The organism is Bradyrhizobium sp. DN3 (assembly GCF_041357655.1).
Lineage (GTDB): Bacteria > Pseudomonadota > Alphaproteobacteria > Rhizobiales > Xanthobacteraceae > Bradyrhizobium.
The window spans coordinates 251,492-270,615 of sequence record NZ_JAULLN010000002.1; the positions used below are offsets into that span (position 1 = coordinate 251,492).

Here is a 19,124-nt window from a genome sequence, read left to right on the forward strand (position 1 = left end):
TGCGAGCGCAGCGAAGCAATCCAGAATACCTCGGCGGTGGCAGACTGGATTGCTTCGTCGCAAGAGCTCCTCGCAATGACGGTGAGGAGGCGACGGTGACGGTGACCTACTCCTCCTCTTTCCTCGCCTTCGCCACCTGCGACGGCGTCACCAGCGGGCCCGCATTGCCCCAAGAATTGCGCATGTAGTTCGTGACCGCAGCGATCTCATCGTCGGACAATTGCTTGGCATAGGCCGGCATCTCGCCGGTGTTCGGTGCGCGCGGCGTCGTCACGGTGTGGGCGCCGTCGAGGATGATGCGCAAGGTGGAGGACGGATTGATCGATTGCAGCAGCGCGTTGCCGGGCAGCGGCGGATAGATCCGCGGGCTGCCCGTGCCGTCGGCCTCATGGCAGGCGACGCAGAGCTTTGCGTAGACCGCCTGACCGGCCTTCATCTCGGCATCATCGGGCGGCGTCACGATGGTCTCGCGCCGCGCCGGCGGCAGGCTCTTCAGATAGACCGCGATTGCTTGCACATCGGCATCGCTCATCTTCGAGGTCGAGTTGACGACGACCTCCGCCATCGGCCCGCCGGCATGGCTTTTGGCATTGCGGCCGCTTTGCAGATATTCGGTGATATCGTCGGCGCTCCACGACTTCAGCCCGGTGCGCGCGGCGCCGTCGAGCCTTGGTGCATACCAGCCGCCGATCTCGCTGCCGGACAGCGCCTGCGCCTGCTTGTCCACGCCAAAATAGTTCTTCGGCGTATGGCAGGCGCCGCAATGACCGAGACCGGTGACGAGATAGCCGCCTCTGTTCCAAGCGGCACTCTGGCTCTGGTCCGGCTCGAACAGGCCGGGCTTGAAGTACAGATAGTTCCAGACCCGCATCAGGCCGCGATAGCCGAACGGCCAGCGCAGCTCCGCCGGCTTGTTGCGGTTGGCTACGGGCGCCAGCGTTCCCAGATAGGCCCGGATCGCCAGCGTGTCGTCCTTCGTCATCCGCGTGAAATAGGGATAGGGAAACGCCGGATAGTAGTTCGAACCATCAGGCGCGACGCCATAGCGCACGGCGCGCGTGAAATCGGCATCGGTCCAGGCGCCGATCCCGGTGTCGCGGTCAGGTGTCAGGTTCGGCGCATAGATCGCACCGAAGGGCGTGTCGATGCGCTTTCCGCCCGCGAACGGCTTGGCCGGATCGGCGGTGTGGCAGCCCGCGCAGCCACCGGCCTCGACCAGCGTCTTGCCGTAAGCGATCAGCTCCGGCGAGGGCTCGGCGGCGCGGGCCACGCTTCCAACTGCACTGCACAACGCCAACCCCACGAGAGCCGAGCCAACCAGAATCGTCCGCATCGAAAGTCTCTCCTGCGACCAATCGCCCGCATCCGGCAGACGGGGCATCAATTCATTTCGCGACGGCGGGGGTATGGTGACACAAATTGAAAATGCCCAGCGTGTTTCAGGCCACGAAATTGCGATTTTTACCCGGCGCTGCCTTTGGTCCAGATTTGTGATGCGGAGCGTGAAATTTCCGACATAGAGTGGCGCAGGTGGTCGGCGCGCCCTAGCTAAAAACGACGGGCAGGCAACGGCTTAAGTGGCCAAACGCCAAGAAGGGTGGAAGAGGACAGCATGGGCATCAACCAGGGTCCGATTAGTCTCGATCAGAAATATACCCAGCAAACTGGACACGTCTTCACCACCGGCATCCAGGCGCTGGTGCGCCTTCCCATGGCCCAGATCCGGCGCGATCGCGCCAATGGCCTCAACACCGCGGGCTTCATCTCCGGCTATCGCGGCTCGCCGCTCGGCGGTTATGACCAGCAGCTCTTCGCGGCGCGAAAACACCTCGAACAGTACAACGTCAAGTTCCAGCCCGGCGTGAACGAGGACCTCGCGGCGACTGCCGTGTGGGGCTCGCAGCAGCTCAACCTCTCGCCCGGCGCCAAATATGATGGCGTCGTCGGCATCTGGTACGGCAAGGGCCCCGGCGTCGACCGCTGCGGTGACGTGTTCCGCCACGGCAATGCTGCCGGCTCGGCCAAGAACGGCGGCGTCTTGTGTCTTGCCGGCGACGACCACGGCGCAAAATCCTCCACCGTCCCGCATCAGTCCGACCATGCCTTCATCTCGGCGCTGATGCCGTATCTCTACCCCTCGAGCATTCACGAAATGATCGAGATGGGTCTGCTCGGCATCGCGATGTCGCGCTACTCGGGCTGCTGGGTCGGCATGAAGGTGATCACAGAGACGGTGGAGACCACCGCCGAGATCGACCTCACCGACGAGATGAAGCCCTTCATCATCCCCTCCGATTTCGAGCTGCCGCCCGGCGGGCTCAATCTGCGCTGGCCCGACGACCGCTTCGAGCAGGACCGGCGCCTGCAGGACTACAAGGGCTTTGCCGCGATCGCCTTTGCGCGCGCCAACAGGGTCAACCGCATCACCATGGATTCGCCGAACGCCCGCTTCGGCATCATGGCATCGGGCAAGAGCTATGAGGACGTCCGGCAGGCGCTGCGCGAGCTTGGGATCACCGAGGAGGTCGCCGCCAAGATCGGCCTTCGCCTCTACAAGATCGGCATGCCCTGGCCGCTGGAGCCGGAAGGCGTGCGGCAGTTCGCCATCGGGCTCGAAGAGATCTTCATCGTCGAGGAACGGCGCGAGATCGTCGAGAACCAGGTCAAGCAGGAGCTGTTCAACTGGCGGGACGATGTTCGCCCGCGCATCGTCGGCAAGATGGACGAGCACGACAAGCGCTTTTTGACGTTCGCCGCCGAGCTCAGCGTCGCCTCGCTTGCGACCTCGCTGACCGAGCGGCTGCTTCGACTTAATCTCAACCCTGAAATTGCGGAAATGCTCCGCGTCAAGGCCGACTGGTTCAACGGCCGCCAGGCCACGCAGATGCAGGCGGTCGCGCCTGTTTCCCGCACCCCCTATTTCTGCTCGGGCTGTCCCCACAACACCTCGACCAAGGTGCCCGAAGGCAGCCGTGCGCTCGCCGGCATCGGCTGTCACTTCATGGCGCTGTGGATGGACCGTTCGACCGAGACGTTCACGCATATGGGCGGCGAGGGCGTGCCGTGGGTCGGCATCGCGCCTTTCACCAACGAGAACCACATCTTCGCGAATCTTGGTGACGGCACCTATTTCCATTCGGGCATTCTCGCCATCCGCCAGGCGATCGCCTCCAAGGCCAACATCACCTACAAGATCCTCTACAACGACGCCGTCGCCATGACCGGCGGTCAGCGCCATGACGGCGATCTCTCGCCGCAGAAGATCATGGCGCAGCTTTATGCCGAGGGCATCAGCGAGATTTACCTCGTCTCCGAGAATCCCGACGCTTATCCCGCCAACACTATCGCGCCCGGCGTGAAGAAGTATCACCGCGACGAGCTCGACAACGTCATGAAGATGTGCCGCGAATACAAGGGCACGTCTGCGATCGTGTTTGTGCAGACCTGCGCGGCCGAGAAGCGTCGCCGCCGCAAGCGCGGCTTGATGGAAGATCCGGCGCGCCGGGTGATGATCAACCCGGCGGTCTGCGAAGGCTGCGGCGACTGCTCGGTGCAGTCGAACTGCATCTCGGTCGAGCCGCTGGAGACCGAGTTCGGCCGCAAACGGGCCATCAACCAGTCGTCCTGCAACAAGGACTATTCCTGCCTGAAGGGCTTCTGCCCGTCTTTCGTCACGATCGACGGCGGTGCGCCGCGCCACCGCGCGCCGGCGGAGCTTGCCGACATCGGAGAACTGCCGGAGCCTGTGTCGCGTCCCACGCTGGATAAGCCTTACAATATCGCGGTCGGCGGCGTCGGCGGCACCGGTGTGCTCACCATCGGCGCGCTGCTCGGCATGGCCGCTCATATCGAGGGCAAGGCCTCGATGATCCTCGACATGTCGGGTCTGGCGCAGAAGGGTGGGGCGGTGCTCAGCCACGTCCGCCTGTCGGATCATCCGGCCGAGGTGACTTGCTCGCGCATCGTCACCGGAACGGCCGATCTCGTGCTCGCGGCCGACGAGGTGGTCGCGGTTGCCAAGGATACGATCTCACTCTGTGACTCCAGCCGCACGCACGGCATCATCAACAGCCACGTCATCCCCACCGCCGACTTCATCCTCAACCGCGATTTCAACTTCCAGACCCGCAAGCTGAACGCGGTGCTGGAGACGGCCTTGCACAAGGACTCCGTATTCTTCGATTTCACCAGACCGGCCGAGCAGCTCCTCGGCGATGCCATCGCCACCAACATGATGATGATGGGCTATGCCTATCAGAAGGGGCTGTTCCCGCTGTCGGCGGAGTCGATCGAGCAGGCCATCGAAGTCAACGGCGTCTCGATCAAGATGAACAAGGAGGCCTTCCGCCTTGGACGTCTCGCGGTCGCCGACCCCAAGCGCCTTGCCGACATGCTGAAGGGGACGAACGAGGTCGCAGCGCCCAAGACCCTGGAGGCGATGACGCTGGACGAGGTCATCGAGCATCGCGCCAAGCATCTCACCGCCTACCAGAACAACCGTCTCGCCAAGCGTTATCGCAAGCTGGTCGACCAGGTTCGCGATGCCGCCAAGCAGGGCGGCTATGGCGATGCACTGCCGCGCGCGGTCGCGGTGAACTACGCCAAGCTCCTGGCCTACAAGGACGAATACGAGGTCGCACGCCTTTATACCGATGGCGCCTTCGAGCAGCAGCTCCGCGACCAGTTCGAGGGCGACTTCAAGTTCACCTTCAATCTGGCACCGCCGATCCTCAGCAGCGGCGTCGACGCGCTGGGCCGCCCGAAGAAGCGCGCCTTCGGTCCGTGGATGCTGAACGTCTTCCGCGTGCTGGCAAAATTCAAACTCCTGCGCGGCACCCCTTTCGACATCTTCGGCCGCAGCGCCGACCGCAAGCTCGAGCGCGATTTGATCGCCGGCTACGAGAAGGACGTCTCAACCGTGCTCGGCCTGCTGTCGCCGGTCACGCACGACACCGCCGTCGAGCTGTTGTCACTGCCCGACCGCATCCGCGGCTATGGCCCGGTGAAGGAGAAGGCGGTGAACGACGCCAAGGCCCGCTATGCCCAGCTCGCCGCCGACCTCGCCAACCCGCCGCCCGCGCCACGGCAGATCGCAGCAGAGTAGGCAGTCCTGTAGGGTGGGCAAAGCGAAGCGTGCCCACGTCTTCAGGATTGATCTCGGCGAGATGGTGGGCACGGCGCGTTGCGCCTTTGCCCACCCTACAGCACCACCCCTTGCGTTGCCCGTCGGGCAAAACACTCATGCCATGGGTCAATCCGCTGGCGGGAAAATATTCCACTTTACCGAAATTCGGAATTGTCGTAGCTATCGCTCACCTCATCCCAGTCAGAGGGGCGTATCGCGATCGTCACGAAACGCGGGGTGAGTGGCGGTGGACGCGGGCTGCGTCGCACGGGGGATTGTCTCGCGTGCACGACGGGCGCGGTCTCGCGTACGGCAAAATCGTGTGGTCCTGACGCCCGGGGTCTGTGCGTCAAGTCTTGCGGTCACTCGCAAGGCGACGGGGGCAATAGTGCATCGCTCCCCGGGGAGAGCGCGACATAAGCCGTAAAGCCACTGCGCAGGGAAGGCCGGATGTTTGGCTTCACCTGTATGCCGCTGTGCATCTGTTCTTCGCGCATTTCGCGCACAGCGGACCGTGGGTGCCCAGCCGGCACCCGGTCTTCCCTGCCCCCTCTGTTCAAGGAGGGAGTAAGACGGGAGCAAAGCTCGGGCGAAGCGCGCCGCGAGGATGCGGACGTGTGTCTGGGAACGCGTTTTGAGTTGAAGAGCGCTGTCAGTGCCCACGAACTCCGTCATTGCGAGCCACCGGGTCCGCGCGAAGCGCGGCCCGATGGCTCGCAATGACGACGGGGAGGCAGCGAGCGAGCGATGCATGACCGTCATCCTGAGGTGCGAGCCTCTTCGGCGAGCCTCGAAGGACGACGGCGCGACTGTCGCGGCCCAGTCGTCGAGACAGCTCGGCCGTGCGTCCTTCGAGGCTCCCCAAGCGGCGCGCTGCGCCGCTTGTCTCGCGCCTCAGGATGACGGATCGAGTAAAGCACTTGCGCCCACCCGCTGCCCTCTCGCCCGACGGAATATTTCCGCGCTTGCCAACAAGGCATCCGCGGTTCAGAAAAAAGAGCCAAGAAGAAACGCGAGCGGAGACCTGAAGTTTGACCATCAAGGGCAAAGCCTACATTGCCGGGATTTTTGAACACCCGACCCGGCATGCGCCGGACAAATCCACCGCCCAGCTCCATGCCGAGGTCGCCAAGGGCGCGATCGAGGATGCCGGGATCAGCAAGGACGATGTCGACGGCTATTTCTGCGCGGGCGATGCGCCCGGCGGCGCCTGGCCGATGGTCGATTATCTCGGCCTCAACACCAAGAAGCTTCGTCACGTCGATTCCACCGAGACCGGCGGCTGTTCCTACATCATCCATCTCGGCCATGCGGCTGAGGCGATCGCCGCGGGCAAGTGCTCGATCGCGCTGATCACGCTCGCCGGCAAGCCGCGCACCGGCGTGATGCCGCCGCGTGCGGCCGGAGCCGAGGTCGATTTCGAGTCCGCTTACGGCGCGACCACGCACAATGCCTATGGCATGTGTGCCATGCGCCATATGCACGACTATGGCACCACGAGCGAGCAGCTGGCCTGGATCAAGGTCGCGGCCTCGCACCACGCGCAATACAATCCGCATGCGATGCTCAAGGATGTCGTCACCGTCGAGGACGTCTTGAATTCGCCGATGATCTCCGATCCCCTGCACCGCATGGATTGCTGCGTCGTCTCCGACGGCGGCGGCGCGCTGATCGTGACGACGCCGGAGATTGCGAAGAGCCTGAAGAAGCCGCTTGTGCGCCTGATCGGCCATGGCGAAGCCATGAAGGGCCCGCGTGGCGGCAAGGATCTCGACCTCACTTACTCCGCGGGGATCTGGTCCGGTCCGCGCGCGTTCGCGGAGGCCGGCATCACGCCGAAGGACATCAAATACGCTTCGATCTACGACAGCTTCACTATCACCGTCTTGATGCAGCTCGAAGACCTCGGCTTCTGCAAGAAGGGCGAGGGCGGCAAGTTCGTTGCCGACGGCAACCTGATCTCGGGCGTCGGCAAGCTGCCGTTCAACACCGACGGCGGCGGCCTGTGCAGCAATCATCCCGTCAACCGCGGCGGCATGACCAAGATCATCGAGGCCGTCAGGCAGTTGCGCGGCGAGGCGCATCCGAAGGTGCAGGTCAAGAATTGCGATCTCGCCATCGCCCACGGCACCGGCGGCCTTTTGGGTGTTCGCCACGCCGCCTCGACCGCCATTCTGGAGCGCGTGTGATGAGCGAAGCGAAAAAGTATCCGGCACCGGTCACGAACCCCGAGACCGCGGCGTTCTGGAACGCAGCCAAGGAAGGCAAGTTCATGATCAAGCGCTGCACCGCTTGCGGCGAAGCGCATTACTTTCCGCGCGCGATCTGCCCGTTCTGCTACTCCGACAAGACCGTGTGGGAGGAGGCTTCGGGCGAGGGTACGATCTACACCTACAGCCTGATGCGGAAGTCGCCGACCGGTCCTTACGCGATTGGCTACGTCACGCTGAAGGAGGGGCCGTCGGTGCAGACCAATTTCGTCGACTGCGATCTCGGGACGCTGAAGATCGGCCAGAAGGTGAAGGTGGTGTTCAAGCCAACCGACGGCGCACCGCTGCCGTTCTTCACGCCGGCCTGATGCGAAGCGAGATGTAACCCTCTCCCCTTGTGGGAGAGGGTGGCAGCCGAAGGCTGCCGGGTGAGGGGTCTCTCCACACGAGAAGTGTTACTGCAGGGCCAACCCCTCACCCGAGTGAGTTTGTTGCAAGAGCGGTGCGGCCCTCTCCCACAAGGGGAGAGGGCACATTAACGGGCATCGCCGCCTGCGGATAAGAAACTCGGAGGGGAAACTAATGTCCGCCAGATACGAAGAGCTTAAAGGCCTGAAAAATCTCGACCAGAAATACGCCTACACCGATCGCGAGGTCATGCTCTACGCCTACGGCATCGGCCTCGGCGCCGATCCCATGGACGAGAAGGAGCTCGCCTTCGTCAACGAGGGCACGCTGACGCCGCGGCCGCTGAAGGTGGTGCCGACTTTCGCGTCCGTCGCAGCATGGGGCTCAGGTCCCGGCGAAATGAACCTCAACCGCGTGATGGTGGTCGACGGCGAGCGCGACATCACCTTCCACCAGCCGCTGCCGGTCGCCGCGAACATCACGGCCGATTCCTCCGTGCTCGAGGTCTACGACAAGGGCAAGGACAAGGGCGTGGTGATCAGCCACCAGACCGTGCTGAAGAACGAGAAGGGCGAGAAGCTGGCAACGTTGGTCGCCTCGCGCTTTGCCCGCGGCGATGGCGGCTTTGGCGGGCCGAACCTGACCCAGCCCGATCCGCACAGGATTCCGTCGCGCAGCCCCGACAAGACCATCGACATCACGACGCGTCCCGACCAGGCGCTGGTGTATCGTCTCTGCGGCGACCGTAACCCGCTGCACTCGGATCCCGAGTTCGCCAAAAAGGCCGGCTTCCCGCGCCCGATCCTGCACGGCATGTGCACCTACGGCATCACCTGCCGCGGCGTGCTGCAGACCTATGCCGATTACGACGCTTCCGCCTTCCGCCAGCACGTCGCGCGGTTCTCTTCGCCGGTCTATCCCGGCGAGACCGTGACCATGGACCTCTGGAAGGATGGCAATGTGATCTCGTTCGAAGCCAAGGTGAGGTCGCGCGGCGTCACCGTGATCAAGAACGGCAAGACGGTGCTGGGCTAGCAACACGGTACGGCCGCCGTCTCCCTCGCCCCGCTCTTGCGGGGAGAGGGCGGGGTGAGGGGCTCTCACCACGAGAAGGGACGGTATTGGGACCTGTACCCCCTCACCCGGATCGCAAGGGCGATCCGACCTCTCCCCGCAAGCGGGTGGAAGAAAAAACAAACAGGGAGACGCCACCATGGGACTACTCGACGGCAAGGTTGCGCTGATCACCGGCGCGGGCGGGGGGCTCGGTGAGGCCTATGCAAAGCTGTTCGCGCGGGAAGGGGCTTCGGTCGTCGTCAACGACCTCGGCGGCCGCCGCGACGGCTCCGGGGCCGACAAGTCCATGGCGCAGCAAGTGGTGGACGCGATCAAGGCGGAAGGCGGCAAGGCGGTCGCCAACGGCGCCGACATCTCCACCATGGAGGGCGGTCAGTCGGTGTTCGACGACGCCATCAAGCACTTTGGCCGCGCCGACATCCTCGTCAACAACGCCGGCATCCTGCGCGACCAGACCTTTCACAAGGCGTCTGAAGCCGACTGGGACAAGGTCATCAAGGTGCATCTGAAGGGCACTTTCTGTTGCACCATGCCGGTGTTTCGCTGGATGCGGGAAAACGGCGGCGGCGTCATCGTCAACACCTCCTCGACCTCGGGCCTGATCGGCAATTTCGGCCAGACCAATTACGGCGCGGCCAAGGGCGGCATCTGGGGCCTGTCCAACGTGCTGGCGATCGAGGGCCGCAAGTACAACATCCGGATCTGGACGCTGGCCCCGGGCGCGCTGACCCGCATGACCGCAGACCTGCCCCGCTATAAGGAGAACCCCTCGGCGGCGCTGGGGCCGGACGGCATCGCGCCGGCTGTGCTATACATGGTCAGCGATTTGTCGGGCGACCAGACCGGCAAAGTGCTGGGCGTGTCCGGGCCCCGCGGCGTGCGCGAAATGCGGATGATGGAAATGGAAGGCTGGAAACCGCCGCACACGGGCTGGAAGGCCCAGGACATCGTCGATCACGCCAAGGAGATCTTCTTCTCCGAGGAGCAGATCAAGATGGGCGCGCGGCGGTTTTAGCCATCGAGAGAGAAACAAGGAAGACGATGAAACTCACCGCCGACGCCAAGGGCACCTTCGCAATCGCGCCGACGCCGTTCCACGACGACGGCCGCATCGACGAGCGCTCGATCGACCGCCTGACCGATTTCTACGAGGAGGTCGGCTGCGACGGCGTTACGGTGCTGGGCATCCTCGGTGAGGCGCCGAAGCTCGATGCCGCCGAGGCCGAGCAGGTCGCGGTGCGCTTCGTCAAGCGCGCCAAGAAGATGCAGGTGATCGTCGGCGTCTCCGCGCCGGGTTTTGCCACCATGCGCTCGCTGGCGAAGGCCTCGATGGATGCGGGCGCCGCCGGCGTCATGATTGCGCCGCCGCCCTCGCTGCGCACCGACGACCAGATCGTCGGCTATTTCAAGCAGGCCGCCGAGGCGATCGGGCCGGATGTGCCCTGGGTGCTCCAGGACTATCCGCTGACCCTCTCGGTGGTGTTCACCCCCGCCGTGATCCGCAAGATCGTCACGGACAATGCGAATTGCGTGATGCTCAAGCACGAGGACTGGCCGGGCCTGGAGAAGATCTCGACCCTGCGCGGCTTCCAGAAGGATGGCTCGCTCCGTCCGCTCTCGATCCTCTGCGGCAATGGCGGCACGTTCCTCGACTTCGAGATGGAGCGCGGCGCCGACGGCGCCATGACCGGTTACGCCTTCCCGGAACTTCTGATCGACGTCGTGAACCTCTCCAAGGCCGGCAAGCGCGATGCCGCGCATGATCTGTTCGACGCGCATCTGCCGCTGATCCGCTACGAGCAGCAGCCGGGCGCCGGCCTTGCCGTGCGCAAATATGTGCTGCAGAAGCGCGGCATCATCGCCTCCAGCGCGCAGCGCAAGCCCGGCGCGACCATCACCCCGACGGCGAAGGCGGAGGTCGATTATCTCCTCTCGCGCGTCGCCCGGGTCGACAAGCGCGCCAATTTCGGCCCGCAATCCAGCGCCGCAGGTTAGTCGCATGGCTGAAGCTGCCGCATCACGCCCTGCCTCGACCATTCTCCTGCTGCGCGACGGCGCGGCTGTCGACGGCAAGAGCCGCGACGAGATCGAAGTCTTCATGATGGTCCGCCATCATCAGATCGAGTTCAACTCGGGCGCGCTGGTGTTTCCCGGCGGCAGCGTCGATGCCGGCGACAAGGAGATCGTCGCCCGCTCCAACCTTTACTCGGGCGGCGAGGGCCTCAGCGAAGCGGACCGCGGTTTTCGGATCGCCGCGATCCGCGAGACTTTTGAGGAGAGCGGCATCCTGCTGGCGCGATCGAAGGAGACGGGCGCGCCGGTCGATGCCAAGCGTGCTGGCGAGATCGCCGACGCGCATCGCGTCGCGCTCAACGAGCACAAGGTCAGCTTCATGAGCATTTTGGCCGATAACGGCCTCCAGCTCGCGCTCGACACGCTCGTGCCGTATGCGCACTGGATCACGCCGGAGGGCATGCCGAAGCGCTTCGACACTTGGTTCTTTCTTGCGGCAGCGCCGCCCGATCAGCTCGGCGCCCATGATGGTCGCGAGTCCACGGATTCGATCTGGGTCTCGCCGCGCGAGGCGGTGGAGGGCGGGGAGAGCGGCCGCTTCAAGCTGCCGTTCCCGACCACGCGCAATCTGATCCGGCTCGCCAAGCAGCCAAACGTGAGTGCCGCACTGGAGCACGCCCGCGAGATGTCGATCGTCACGGTCATGCCTGTGATGACCAAGACCGAAACCGGCCGCCAGCTCCGCATTCCCCGCGAGGCCGGCTACGACGGCGAGGTGTTCGAGGTCGGCGCGGTCGGCTAGGATAGTTCGACACCAAACGAAGTATCAGTGGCTGCGGACGCGCTAGGGTTCCGTTCATCGCGAATGGGCGGGACGCAACGCATGGACGACCGGCAGGGTACCAACATCGCCGTCGAGCTGGCGCTGCTGGTCGCGCTCGCAACGCTCTGGGGCGGCTCCTACACCTTCATCAAGCTCGGCGTCGCCACCATCCCGCCGATCACGCTGATCGCGGCGCGCACCACCATTGCCGGCCTGCTGCTGCTCATCGTCATGCGGGCGCGCGGCATCGGGATGCCGACGGACGCCGCGACCTGGCAGCGTTTCGCGTTTCAGGCGGTGCTCAACAGCGTGATCCCCTGGACGCTGATCGCCTGGGGCGAGCGCCATGTCGATGCCGCGCTTGCGACCATCCTCAACTCGGCCGGGCCGATCTTCACCTTCGTGCTCACGGCGCTGATCACCCGCCACGAGGCGACGCCGCCGCGAAAGCTGTTCGGCGTGATCGCCGGCATGGCCGGCATCCTGCTGATCGTCGGCGTCGATGCCTTCCATGGCATCGGCAGCGGCTTGCTGGCGGAGGCGGCGATTGTGGCCGCGACGATTTGCTATGCCTGCGCCGCGATCTTCGGCCGCAGTTTCAAGGGGCTCGATCCCATGGCGCCCGCCGCCGGCTCGCTGCTGGCGGGCGCAGCGGTGCTGATCCCGGCCTCGCTCGTCATCGAGCAACCCTGGACGCTGTCGCCCTCGCTGGCGTCCGTGTTGGCGCTGCTGGCGCTCGCGGTGTTTTCAACCGCAGCAGCGTTTGCGATCTACTTCCGCTTGATCCAGACCCTAGGCTCGGTCGGGACCACCGCGCAGGCCTATTTGCGCGTCCCGATCGGGGTTGCCATCAGCGTCGCCTTCCTGGGCGAGACCTTGAGCCGGACCGCCTGGATCGGGCTGGCCTGCGTCGTCCTCGGCGTTGCCGCCATGACGATCCCGGCCCGGCGGCGGACAAGCCTCAAAAGCTCATAGTCCGAAACGGAGGAGGGGCGGCAGGCCCGATATTAAGGATATTCGGCGGCCAGAGGCATGTTCCCCCGGGGGCGCAATACGTCGTATATTGGACCTCCATTAGCCCGGTCCCCCAAACACCAATGTCCGCCGAATTGACGCCGACCCCTGAGAAAAAGCGAACTTTTTCGCTCTCCATCGGCCAGCTCACCTTCGGCAGCTTCCTGTTGGTGCTGGCGGTGATCATCGTTACCTCGACCGCGAGCGTGATCGCGATCCGGCATATCGACACCACCTTCGCCGAGCTGCAACGGCTCCAGAGCGTCGGGGACCTCGCCGAGGACATCGACCGCCGCATGAACGAATTGCGCCTTGCCGCGCGCGACTTCGTCACCGATCCCGGCGCCGGCATCCAGTTCCAGCAGGTCGGCGAGGCGGCCTCCGCCTTAAGCGATATCCTGAAGAAGACTCGCATCGAGCTCGCGCCCGAGCAGCAGGACATGATCGACGGGGTCACCGAGCGGCTGGCGACCTACCGGACCGGGCTGGAGCGGATCTCGACCCTGATCGACCGCCGCGCCCAATTGCTTGCCGGCCTGCCGCCGCTGCGCGACCGGTTCGACGCGGCCGTCGCCGGCACTGCGGACCGCGAGCTGGCCTCTCGCCTGTCCGAGGCGCAGAGCCGCATCGCGCTCGGACTGCTGGCGCGCAACCCGTCCGCGGCCGAGCAGGCCGCGGAGGGAATGCGGGCGATGGACATCGCCGATGGCAAGCTGAGGTCGGCCGTCAACGATTACGCCGAGGCGATCATGGCGGTCGCCGTCCGCGAGCGGCAGATCGCCGACATCGACCGCGAGGTGCTGGGCACCGAGGGCCGGCTGATCGGCCGCGTCACCGAATTGCTGCGCGAGGTCAGCGCTCGGCGCGGGCACGTGCTGTCGCGCGATTTCGCCCGCACGCTGACCGAGGCGCGGTGGCAGAGCATCGTGCTCGGCACGGTCGGCGTGCTGATCGGCATCGGCGCCGCGCTGTTCGTGGTGCGCAGGACGGTCCGTCCGCTCGCCCAGATCGCGCGCTCCATTCGCGCGCTTGCGGCGGGCCAGAAAGACACGTCGATCCCGTCCGCCGACGTCGACAACGAGATCGGTGACATCGCACGGGCGGCCGAGGTGTTCCGCCGCGCGCTCGAGGAGGCCGACACCGCGCGCGAAGCGGCGGTGCGCGCGCTCACCGAGCAGCGCCTCGCCGAGGAGAGCTATCGCAAACTATTCGAAGGCTCGGTCGATGGCATCTACGTGACGACACCGGCCGGCGATCTCCTCAACGCCAATCCGGCACTGGCGCGGATGATGGGCTATGACAGCCCGCAGCACCTCATCGACAGCATCAACGACATCGCCCATACGATCTACGTCCATCCCGAGGCGCGCGCCGAATACCAGCGGCTGATGGCGCGCGACGGCATGGTGCGCGAGTTCGAATATCAGGTGCGCCAGCGCAGCGGCAACATCCTGTGGCTCTCCGACAGCGCCACCGGCGTGCGGGACGAGCAGGGCAACATCGTCCGCTACGAGGGCACGCTGCGCGATATCACCGACCAGAAGCGGGCGGAAGATGCCATCGCCGAAGGCCGGCGCCTGCTCCAGCAGGTCATCGACACCGTGCCCGCGGTGATCAATGTCAAGGACCGCGACCTGCGCTACGTGCTGATGAACCGCTACATGGCCGGCATCTTCGGCATCGAGCCGGGCGACGCACTCGGCCGCACCACGGCCGACCTGATGTCGCGCTACGGCGCGGCCAAGTCCGACGAGAGCGACAAGCGCGTGCTCAAGTTCCGCAAGGGACTCGGCTTCTATGAGGAGGAGTACAAGGACGCCTCCGGCAACATGCGGCAATGGCTGGTCAACAAGCTGCCGCTGCTCGACGCCGAAGGCGAGATCGAGCGCATCGTCACCGTCGCGCTCGACATCGGCGAGCGCAAGCGCGGCGAGCAGGAGATGCGGAAAGCCAAGGAAGCCGCCGAGACCGCGCTGCGCAATCTGCGCGAGACCCAGGCCTCGCTGATCGAGGCGGAGAAGCTCGCCGCGCTCGGGCGCCTGGTCGCCGGCGTCGCGCACGAGGTCAACAATCCGGTCGGTATCAGCCTCACGGTCGCTTCCGCGCTGGAGCGCAAGACCGCGATGTTCACGGCTGAGGTCGAGCGCGGCGAGCTCCGCCGCTCCACGCTCAACGACTTCCTCAACACCAGCCGCGATGCTTCCTCGCAGCTGGTCTCCAACCTCAACCGCGCTGCCGAGCTGATCCAGTCGTTCAAGCAGGTCGCGGCCGACCGCAACTATTCGGACCAGCGCAGCTTTGACCTCGGCGACCTCACCGAGCAGGTGGTGATGAGCCTGCGACCCGGCCTGCGCAAGCACAATCTGACGCTCAACGTCGAGTGTCAGCCGGAGCTCACCATGAACAGCTACCCCGGCCCTTACGGCCAGGTGCTGACCAACCTGTTTCTCAATTCGGTGGCGCACGCGTTCCCGGACGGCCGGCCGGGGACCATCGACATCCAGGTGCGCGAGTCCGGCAAGGACAATGTCGAGATCATCTTCTCCGACAATGGCTGCGGCATGTCGCTCGACGTCCGCCGCCGTGCCTTCGATCCGTTCTTCACGACGCGGCGCGACCAGGGCGGCACCGGCCTCGGCCTGCACATCGTCTACAGCATCGTTACTAACCGGCTCGGCGGCCGGCTCGATCTCGATTCCGAGCCGGGCGGCGGCACGCGCATCCAGATGATCCTGCCACGCATAGCGCCGCTCGAACAGGCGGCGGAATAACCAGGTCGCGGACTCATTAGCGCGCGGCGCTTCGGCGATCGTTACCCGCGAACGAGAGTCGCGCCCAGGATGAGACACCCGGCGCCCAAAATGCGTGTCAACGTGATCGGATGGTGCGGCAGGCTGAACATCCCGATGTGGTCGAACGCCAACGAACCGAGCAACTGACCCACGACGATCAACGTCAATACCGTAGCCACGCCGAGGCGCGGCACCATGAGGATGCTGGTCGCGATGAAGATCGCGCCGAAGATTCCCCCGGTCCATGCGATCAAAGGAGCTCGTCCGGCCAGGGCGGCAGCGGGTATCGGCTCGCGCACGGCGACCAGAACCAGCAGCAACGCGATTGTGCCGCCAAGATAACTCACGAACGCCGCCCACCGCGCGGATTGCATGGCATTGCCAAGACTGGCATTCAGCACCTGCTGAAAGGCGAGGCTCAGGCCTGCGGACAGGACCACGAAAGGTGCCAGGAGGTTCATGCGCGGCTCGCAGTGGCATGGAGAGGTGGAGCCAGCTTAGCGCCCGAGGCCAATTCACGTCTGGAACGAAATCGACCGTCTCAATCCGCGAACGCTGAACGGTAGGCGGCCGGCGTTGCGCCGTAAGCGCGTCGAAACAGGCGACCCAGGTGGCTCTGGTCGCAGAACGAGCCGGCATAAGCCACGTCGGCGACGGTGTCGCCGCGCTTCAAACGCGAGCGTGCCGATGCCAGTCGCAGCGCAAGACGATAGGCGGCAGGGGTCATTCCAACCTCTCGCTTGAACAGCCGAATGAAGCCATCTGTCGATCGACCCTGCCGTGCCGCGATCGTGCGGATGGCGAGATCGTCGCACGAAACCATCTCCGTCAGCGCGGCACATCGGGCCGGCCGCGTGAGACGTCTCGGGCACGGATCGTGCGAGCCGATCGCGTCGAGCATCTCGGCCGGCAAGGTTGCCCGCGAGTTGCGGATGCAGAACGGGCCAGATATCCCTTTCACCGCCGCATGATCGCTCGGTAGATAGAGATGGCTGACGATCGAGCAGGCGCCGCCGTGCGAGGCGTGCGGTACGCCCACCGGGATGACGACGATATCGCCCGCGATGGCGCGGAACTCTCCGACCGTGGTCACGTACATGCGCCATCCTTCGCTGACGGCGGCAACCTGGACATCCGGATGTACGTGACAGGCGAGCGCGACTGACTGTGCCGCCGCGAGGTGGCCGAGCTCGATCGCCGCGTCACGTGCCCATGGGCGATATGTCCACGATCCAGGCATCCCTACTGCATACGATCTATTGCTCAGGATGTCAGGGGGCTGCTGCGGATGAGCTTGGGCCGCACGTCGTGACTTATGGCGGCACGCCCTAATCGACGTCGGCGAGCCTGTGCAGCGTCGCGCCGAAGATCTGGCTCGCCTTGCCGACCAGCGCCGTGCCAGTCATCTCCCCGCGCGTCTCCGTGAAGGTGCCGCTGACGCCGATGCCGACCGGGGCGGGGCCGCCGAACAGCGGATTGTCGTTGCCGCGCGGCGAGGTGTGGCGCTGCACCAGGACCTCACCTTTGAAGGTGTTGTTGTCCTTCACCGTGTAGCTGCCGGTGTAATAAAGGTAGGCGTCGCCGCCAAGAATCTTGCCGTCGCGGAAGAGAATGACGCCACTGCCCTTGCCGACTCGACCGTCGAGCAAGGTCACGTGAATCGAATAGAGGCCGTTCTTCATAACGTCCCGCAGGTCGGCCGCCATCGCCCAATGGCGTAACCGGTAGAGCATTTATGCCAAAGCGCGTCCGCCGGCGCAACGCGTCACTTTTGCCGGTTGGCGGGAGCTGCCGTCGCGAGCCGTAGTTGTCCCGGCTTGTGCGTGACGCCGTCATGACGGTCTGATGATGAGGCGAGGCCGAACGTTGCGAATCGGAGTTGGCCCGCGAAATGCATAACCATTGTTGCACTGGCCGCGGAGTGCTGGAGCAAGACGAACGTGAGCAACTGGATCGATTCCGGCGGCGATGAGCTGCGTCTGTACGGTGCGCGTCCCACGAATTGCAAAAGCGAACGACGGCGGATCGGCAGCGCGACACGCTGGCGAGGCGTGACAAGGCTGGCGTGCGCCTTGGGCCTGATTGCGCTCGCGGCTCCCTTCGGGCACGCGCGTGACCGTGGCCAGTTCGTCAACACCAATGCGGATTTGAAGGCCTGGTTCGACGGTCTGCGTAGCGGCAAGGGGCCGTGCTGCTCCGACGCCGACGGCTCGGCGCTCTCGGACTCCGACTGGGACAGCAAGGACGGGCACTATCGTGTCCGCGTCCCGCGCTATGGCTCCGCCATCGACGGCCAGCCGCAGGAACTCGTCTGGGTGGACGTGCCGGAGGAAGCCGTGATCTCGGAGCCGAACCGGGTCGGACGGACCATGGTCTGGCCGATCTACGGCTACATGGGCGTCACCATCCGCTGCTTTATGCCCGGCAGCATGACGTAGACACACCGGGCAGCGCTTCGCTCGGAAGGCCGATGCCTGATGCCGCTCGCGTCGCGTCAGGTATACTTCTTGTCGCGCTCGAGCAGCTCGATGGAGATGCCTTCGGGGCCGCGGATGAAGCAGATGCGTACGCCGGGCCTGATCGTCGACGGCTCGCGCGTAAAGGTGACGCCCTTGGCCTTGATCTCGGCGGCGACGGCGTCGATGTCTTTTACCGTCAGACCAAAATGATCGAGGCCCTGATGCGGATGCGGGGGCGGCGGGCTGACGGCGGCGTCGCCCTCGAGCGGCGCGATGAAGATCCTGGCGCCGCCAAGGTTCACGTCGATCCGTCCGGGCGCGCGCACGATCTCGCCACCGAGGATATCCCGCAGCCAGGCTGCCGTAGCCTCCGGATCGGGGCTGCGCAGATGGACGTGATCCCAAGTGACGACTGGCATTTCATTTTCTCCCAACGCGGTCTTTCGATGTTGTGCCGCATGTGTAACGGCCCCAGCCGGCGATCGCCACTGTCTTTGCTGATTCGCAACGGGCCGGGAACCTTAGTTCGTGTTCCCGATTAAGTGAAACGGTGGCCTAGTCCGTCGTAGGACGTGCTTCAGCCGCTGTCGGTGATGAAAACCATGGACGTTAGGCTTGACCGGTTCGGGTTGGGGCGCTTCGCCGGGAGTGGCGAGCGATTGGCGCGGGCCGTGACGGTTGCGAGCGTCTCGTTTGGCCGAAGCCTGCTATGGCTGCTGGCAGCGATCATTGTCGGCTGCGGAATCTGGATGCTACTGCCTCTCTCCAAAGGCAATAGCGCGCAACCGGTGACGACCGGCCTGGCAGCCGTCGAGACGGCTCCTTCAGGCGATGCGGCAGCCGCGGGCTCGCCAGCGTCCGAAGCACAGGCGCCGGCAATGGCAGAACTCGGTCGTCTCAGGATTTCATCGCAGACCTGGCGCCGCGGCGGCCTCGGCTCGAAGGCGCTGGTGACGTTCACGCTACGAAACGACAACGACTATGCCGTAAAGGACGTCGAGATCGTCTGCGTGTTCGCGCGGCGCGACGGCAGTCATCTCACTGATCGCAGTCGTGTGCTGGCGGACCCTGTCAGCATGAAGAGCCGCAAGACCTATGCGCATATTCCCGTCGGCTTCGTCAATGTAAATGCCGACCAGGCGAAGTGTTCGCTGGTTGCAGCACGCCGCGCCTAAAGGGCGGCATTTTTCCGGATAGCGCAAA

The 19,124-nt window shown here is 64.9% G+C and carries 16 protein-coding genes; 11 read left to right on the forward strand and 5 right to left on the reverse strand.

Features of this window, described 5'->3' with window-relative positions; all coding sequences use genetic code 11:
* Positions 1–106: 106 nt before the first annotated feature.
* The gene (locus AAE027_RS04580; protein ID WP_370985668.1) at positions 107–1,333 is read right to left on the reverse strand and encodes a c-type cytochrome; all 1,227 of its coding nucleotides are present in this window, start codon (positions 1,331–1,333) and stop codon (positions 107–109) included.
* 279 nt (positions 1,334–1,612) lie between these two features.
* Between AAE027_RS04580 and AAE027_RS04585 the strand changes: the two genes are divergently transcribed.
* From AAE027_RS04585 to AAE027_RS04625, 9 genes are all read left to right on the forward strand, one after another.
* Complete coding sequence (locus AAE027_RS04585) at positions 1,613–5,104, forward strand: indolepyruvate ferredoxin oxidoreductase family protein (RefSeq protein WP_370985669.1); 3,492 nt, start codon at positions 1,613–1,615, stop codon at positions 5,102–5,104.
* A gap of 1,052 nt (positions 5,105–6,156) precedes the next feature.
* On the forward strand, positions 6,157–7,314 hold the full coding sequence (locus AAE027_RS04590; protein ID WP_370985670.1) for a thiolase domain-containing protein: 1,158 nt from the start codon (positions 6,157–6,159) through the stop codon (positions 7,312–7,314).
* Positions 7,314–7,703, forward strand: coding sequence for a Zn-ribbon domain-containing OB-fold protein (locus AAE027_RS04595; protein ID WP_370985672.1), 390 nt, complete (start codon positions 7,314–7,316; stop codon positions 7,701–7,703). The genes AAE027_RS04590 and AAE027_RS04595 overlap by 1 nt, the downstream gene beginning before the upstream one ends.
* A 214-nt stretch (positions 7,704–7,917) precedes the next feature.
* A complete protein-coding gene (locus AAE027_RS04600) occupies positions 7,918–8,778 on the forward strand; it encodes a MaoC family dehydratase (RefSeq protein WP_370985673.1) in 861 nt (286 codons plus the stop codon).
* A gap of 178 nt (positions 8,779–8,956) precedes the next feature.
* Positions 8,957–9,835 carry an SDR family oxidoreductase gene (locus AAE027_RS04605; RefSeq protein ID WP_370985674.1) on the forward strand — a complete coding sequence of 293 codons (879 nt, stop codon included), beginning with the start codon at positions 8,957–8,959 and terminating at the stop codon, positions 9,833–9,835.
* A 26-nt stretch (positions 9,836–9,861) separates the two neighbouring features.
* Positions 9,862–10,815 (forward strand): dihydrodipicolinate synthase family protein, encoded by a 954-nt coding sequence (locus tag AAE027_RS04610; RefSeq protein WP_370985675.1) that lies wholly within the window; start codon positions 9,862–9,864, stop codon positions 10,813–10,815.
* Positions 10,816–10,819: 4 nt separating this feature from the next.
* Positions 10,820–11,635: an NUDIX hydrolase gene (locus AAE027_RS04615; RefSeq protein ID WP_370985676.1), complete on the forward strand. Its 816-nt coding sequence runs from the start codon at positions 10,820–10,822 to the stop codon at positions 11,633–11,635.
* 81 nt (positions 11,636–11,716) lie between these two features.
* Positions 11,717–12,631: a DMT family transporter gene (locus AAE027_RS04620; RefSeq protein WP_370985677.1), complete on the forward strand. Its 915-nt coding sequence runs from the start codon at positions 11,717–11,719 to the stop codon at positions 12,629–12,631.
* Between the two features lie 122 nt (positions 12,632–12,753).
* On the forward strand, positions 12,754–15,441 hold the full coding sequence (locus tag AAE027_RS04625) for a PAS domain S-box protein (protein WP_128941205.1): 2,688 nt from the start codon (positions 12,754–12,756) through the stop codon (positions 15,439–15,441).
* A gap of 41 nt (positions 15,442–15,482) precedes the next feature.
* Here AAE027_RS04625 and AAE027_RS04630 read toward each other — a convergent pair whose 3' ends face one another.
* The 3 genes from AAE027_RS04630 to AAE027_RS04640 form a co-directional block, all read right to left on the reverse strand.
* Positions 15,483–15,923: a DMT family transporter gene (locus AAE027_RS04630; protein WP_370985678.1), complete on the reverse strand. Its 441-nt coding sequence runs from the start codon at positions 15,921–15,923 to the stop codon at positions 15,483–15,485.
* 80 nt (positions 15,924–16,003) lie between these two features.
* Complete coding sequence (locus AAE027_RS04635) at positions 16,004–16,702, reverse strand: helix-turn-helix domain-containing protein (RefSeq protein WP_479714202.1); 699 nt, start codon at positions 16,700–16,702, stop codon at positions 16,004–16,006.
* A gap of 88 nt (positions 16,703–16,790) precedes the next feature.
* Positions 16,791–17,144, reverse strand: coding sequence for a GrlR family regulatory protein (locus tag AAE027_RS04640; protein ID WP_176945705.1), 354 nt, complete (start codon positions 17,142–17,144; stop codon positions 16,791–16,793).
* A gap of 258 nt (positions 17,145–17,402) precedes the next feature.
* Between AAE027_RS04640 and AAE027_RS04645 the strand changes: the two genes are divergently transcribed.
* Complete coding sequence (locus AAE027_RS04645; protein ID WP_370985681.1) at positions 17,403–17,900, forward strand: hypothetical protein; 498 nt, start codon at positions 17,403–17,405, stop codon at positions 17,898–17,900.
* A gap of 56 nt (positions 17,901–17,956) precedes the next feature.
* Here the strand turns inward: AAE027_RS04645 and AAE027_RS04650 are convergent, their stop codons facing one another.
* Entirely contained in the window at positions 17,957–18,340 is a 384-nt protein-coding gene (locus AAE027_RS04650) for a VOC family protein (RefSeq protein WP_370985682.1), read from the reverse strand.
* 183 nt (positions 18,341–18,523) lie between these two features.
* On the opposite strand from AAE027_RS04650, the gene AAE027_RS04655 reads away from it, so the two are divergent.
* Positions 18,524–19,096 (forward strand): hypothetical protein, encoded by a 573-nt coding sequence (locus AAE027_RS04655; protein ID WP_370985683.1) that lies wholly within the window; start codon positions 18,524–18,526, stop codon positions 19,094–19,096.
* The last annotated feature ends 28 nt before the right edge of the window (positions 19,097–19,124 follow it).

Coding starts and splice junctions, on each gene's coding strand:
- AAE027_RS04580 (WP_370985668.1), bottom strand. CDS start 1,333: ATGCGGACGATTCTGGTTGGCTCGGCTCTCGTGGGGTTGGCGTTGTGC.
- AAE027_RS04585 (WP_370985669.1), top strand. CDS start 1,613: ATGGGCATCAACCAGGGTCCGATTAGTCTCGATCAGAAATATACCCAG.
- AAE027_RS04595 (WP_370985672.1), top strand. CDS start 7,314: ATGAGCGAAGCGAAAAAGTATCCGGCACCGGTCACGAACCCCGAGACC.
- AAE027_RS04600 (WP_370985673.1), top strand. CDS start 7,918: ATGTCCGCCAGATACGAAGAGCTTAAAGGCCTGAAAAATCTCGACCAG.
- AAE027_RS04605 (WP_370985674.1), top strand. CDS start 8,957: ATGGGACTACTCGACGGCAAGGTTGCGCTGATCACCGGCGCGGGCGGG.
- AAE027_RS04610 (WP_370985675.1), top strand. CDS start 9,862: ATGAAACTCACCGCCGACGCCAAGGGCACCTTCGCAATCGCGCCGACG.
- AAE027_RS04615 (WP_370985676.1), top strand. CDS start 10,820: ATGGCTGAAGCTGCCGCATCACGCCCTGCCTCGACCATTCTCCTGCTG.
- AAE027_RS04620 (WP_370985677.1), top strand. CDS start 11,717: ATGGACGACCGGCAGGGTACCAACATCGCCGTCGAGCTGGCGCTGCTG.
- AAE027_RS04625 (WP_128941205.1), top strand. CDS start 12,754: ATGTCCGCCGAATTGACGCCGACCCCTGAGAAAAAGCGAACTTTTTCG.
- AAE027_RS04630 (WP_370985678.1), bottom strand. CDS start 15,923: ATGAACCTCCTGGCACCTTTCGTGGTCCTGTCCGCAGGCCTGAGCCTC.
- AAE027_RS04635 (WP_479714202.1), bottom strand. CDS start 16,702: ATGCCTGGATCGTGGACATATCGCCCATGGGCACGTGACGCGGCGATC.
- AAE027_RS04640 (WP_176945705.1), bottom strand. CDS start 17,144: ATGAAGAACGGCCTCTATTCGATTCACGTGACCTTGCTCGACGGTCGA.
- AAE027_RS04650 (WP_370985682.1), bottom strand. CDS start 18,340: ATGCCAGTCGTCACTTGGGATCACGTCCATCTGCGCAGCCCCGATCCG.
- AAE027_RS04655 (WP_370985683.1), top strand. CDS start 18,524: ATGGACGTTAGGCTTGACCGGTTCGGGTTGGGGCGCTTCGCCGGGAGT.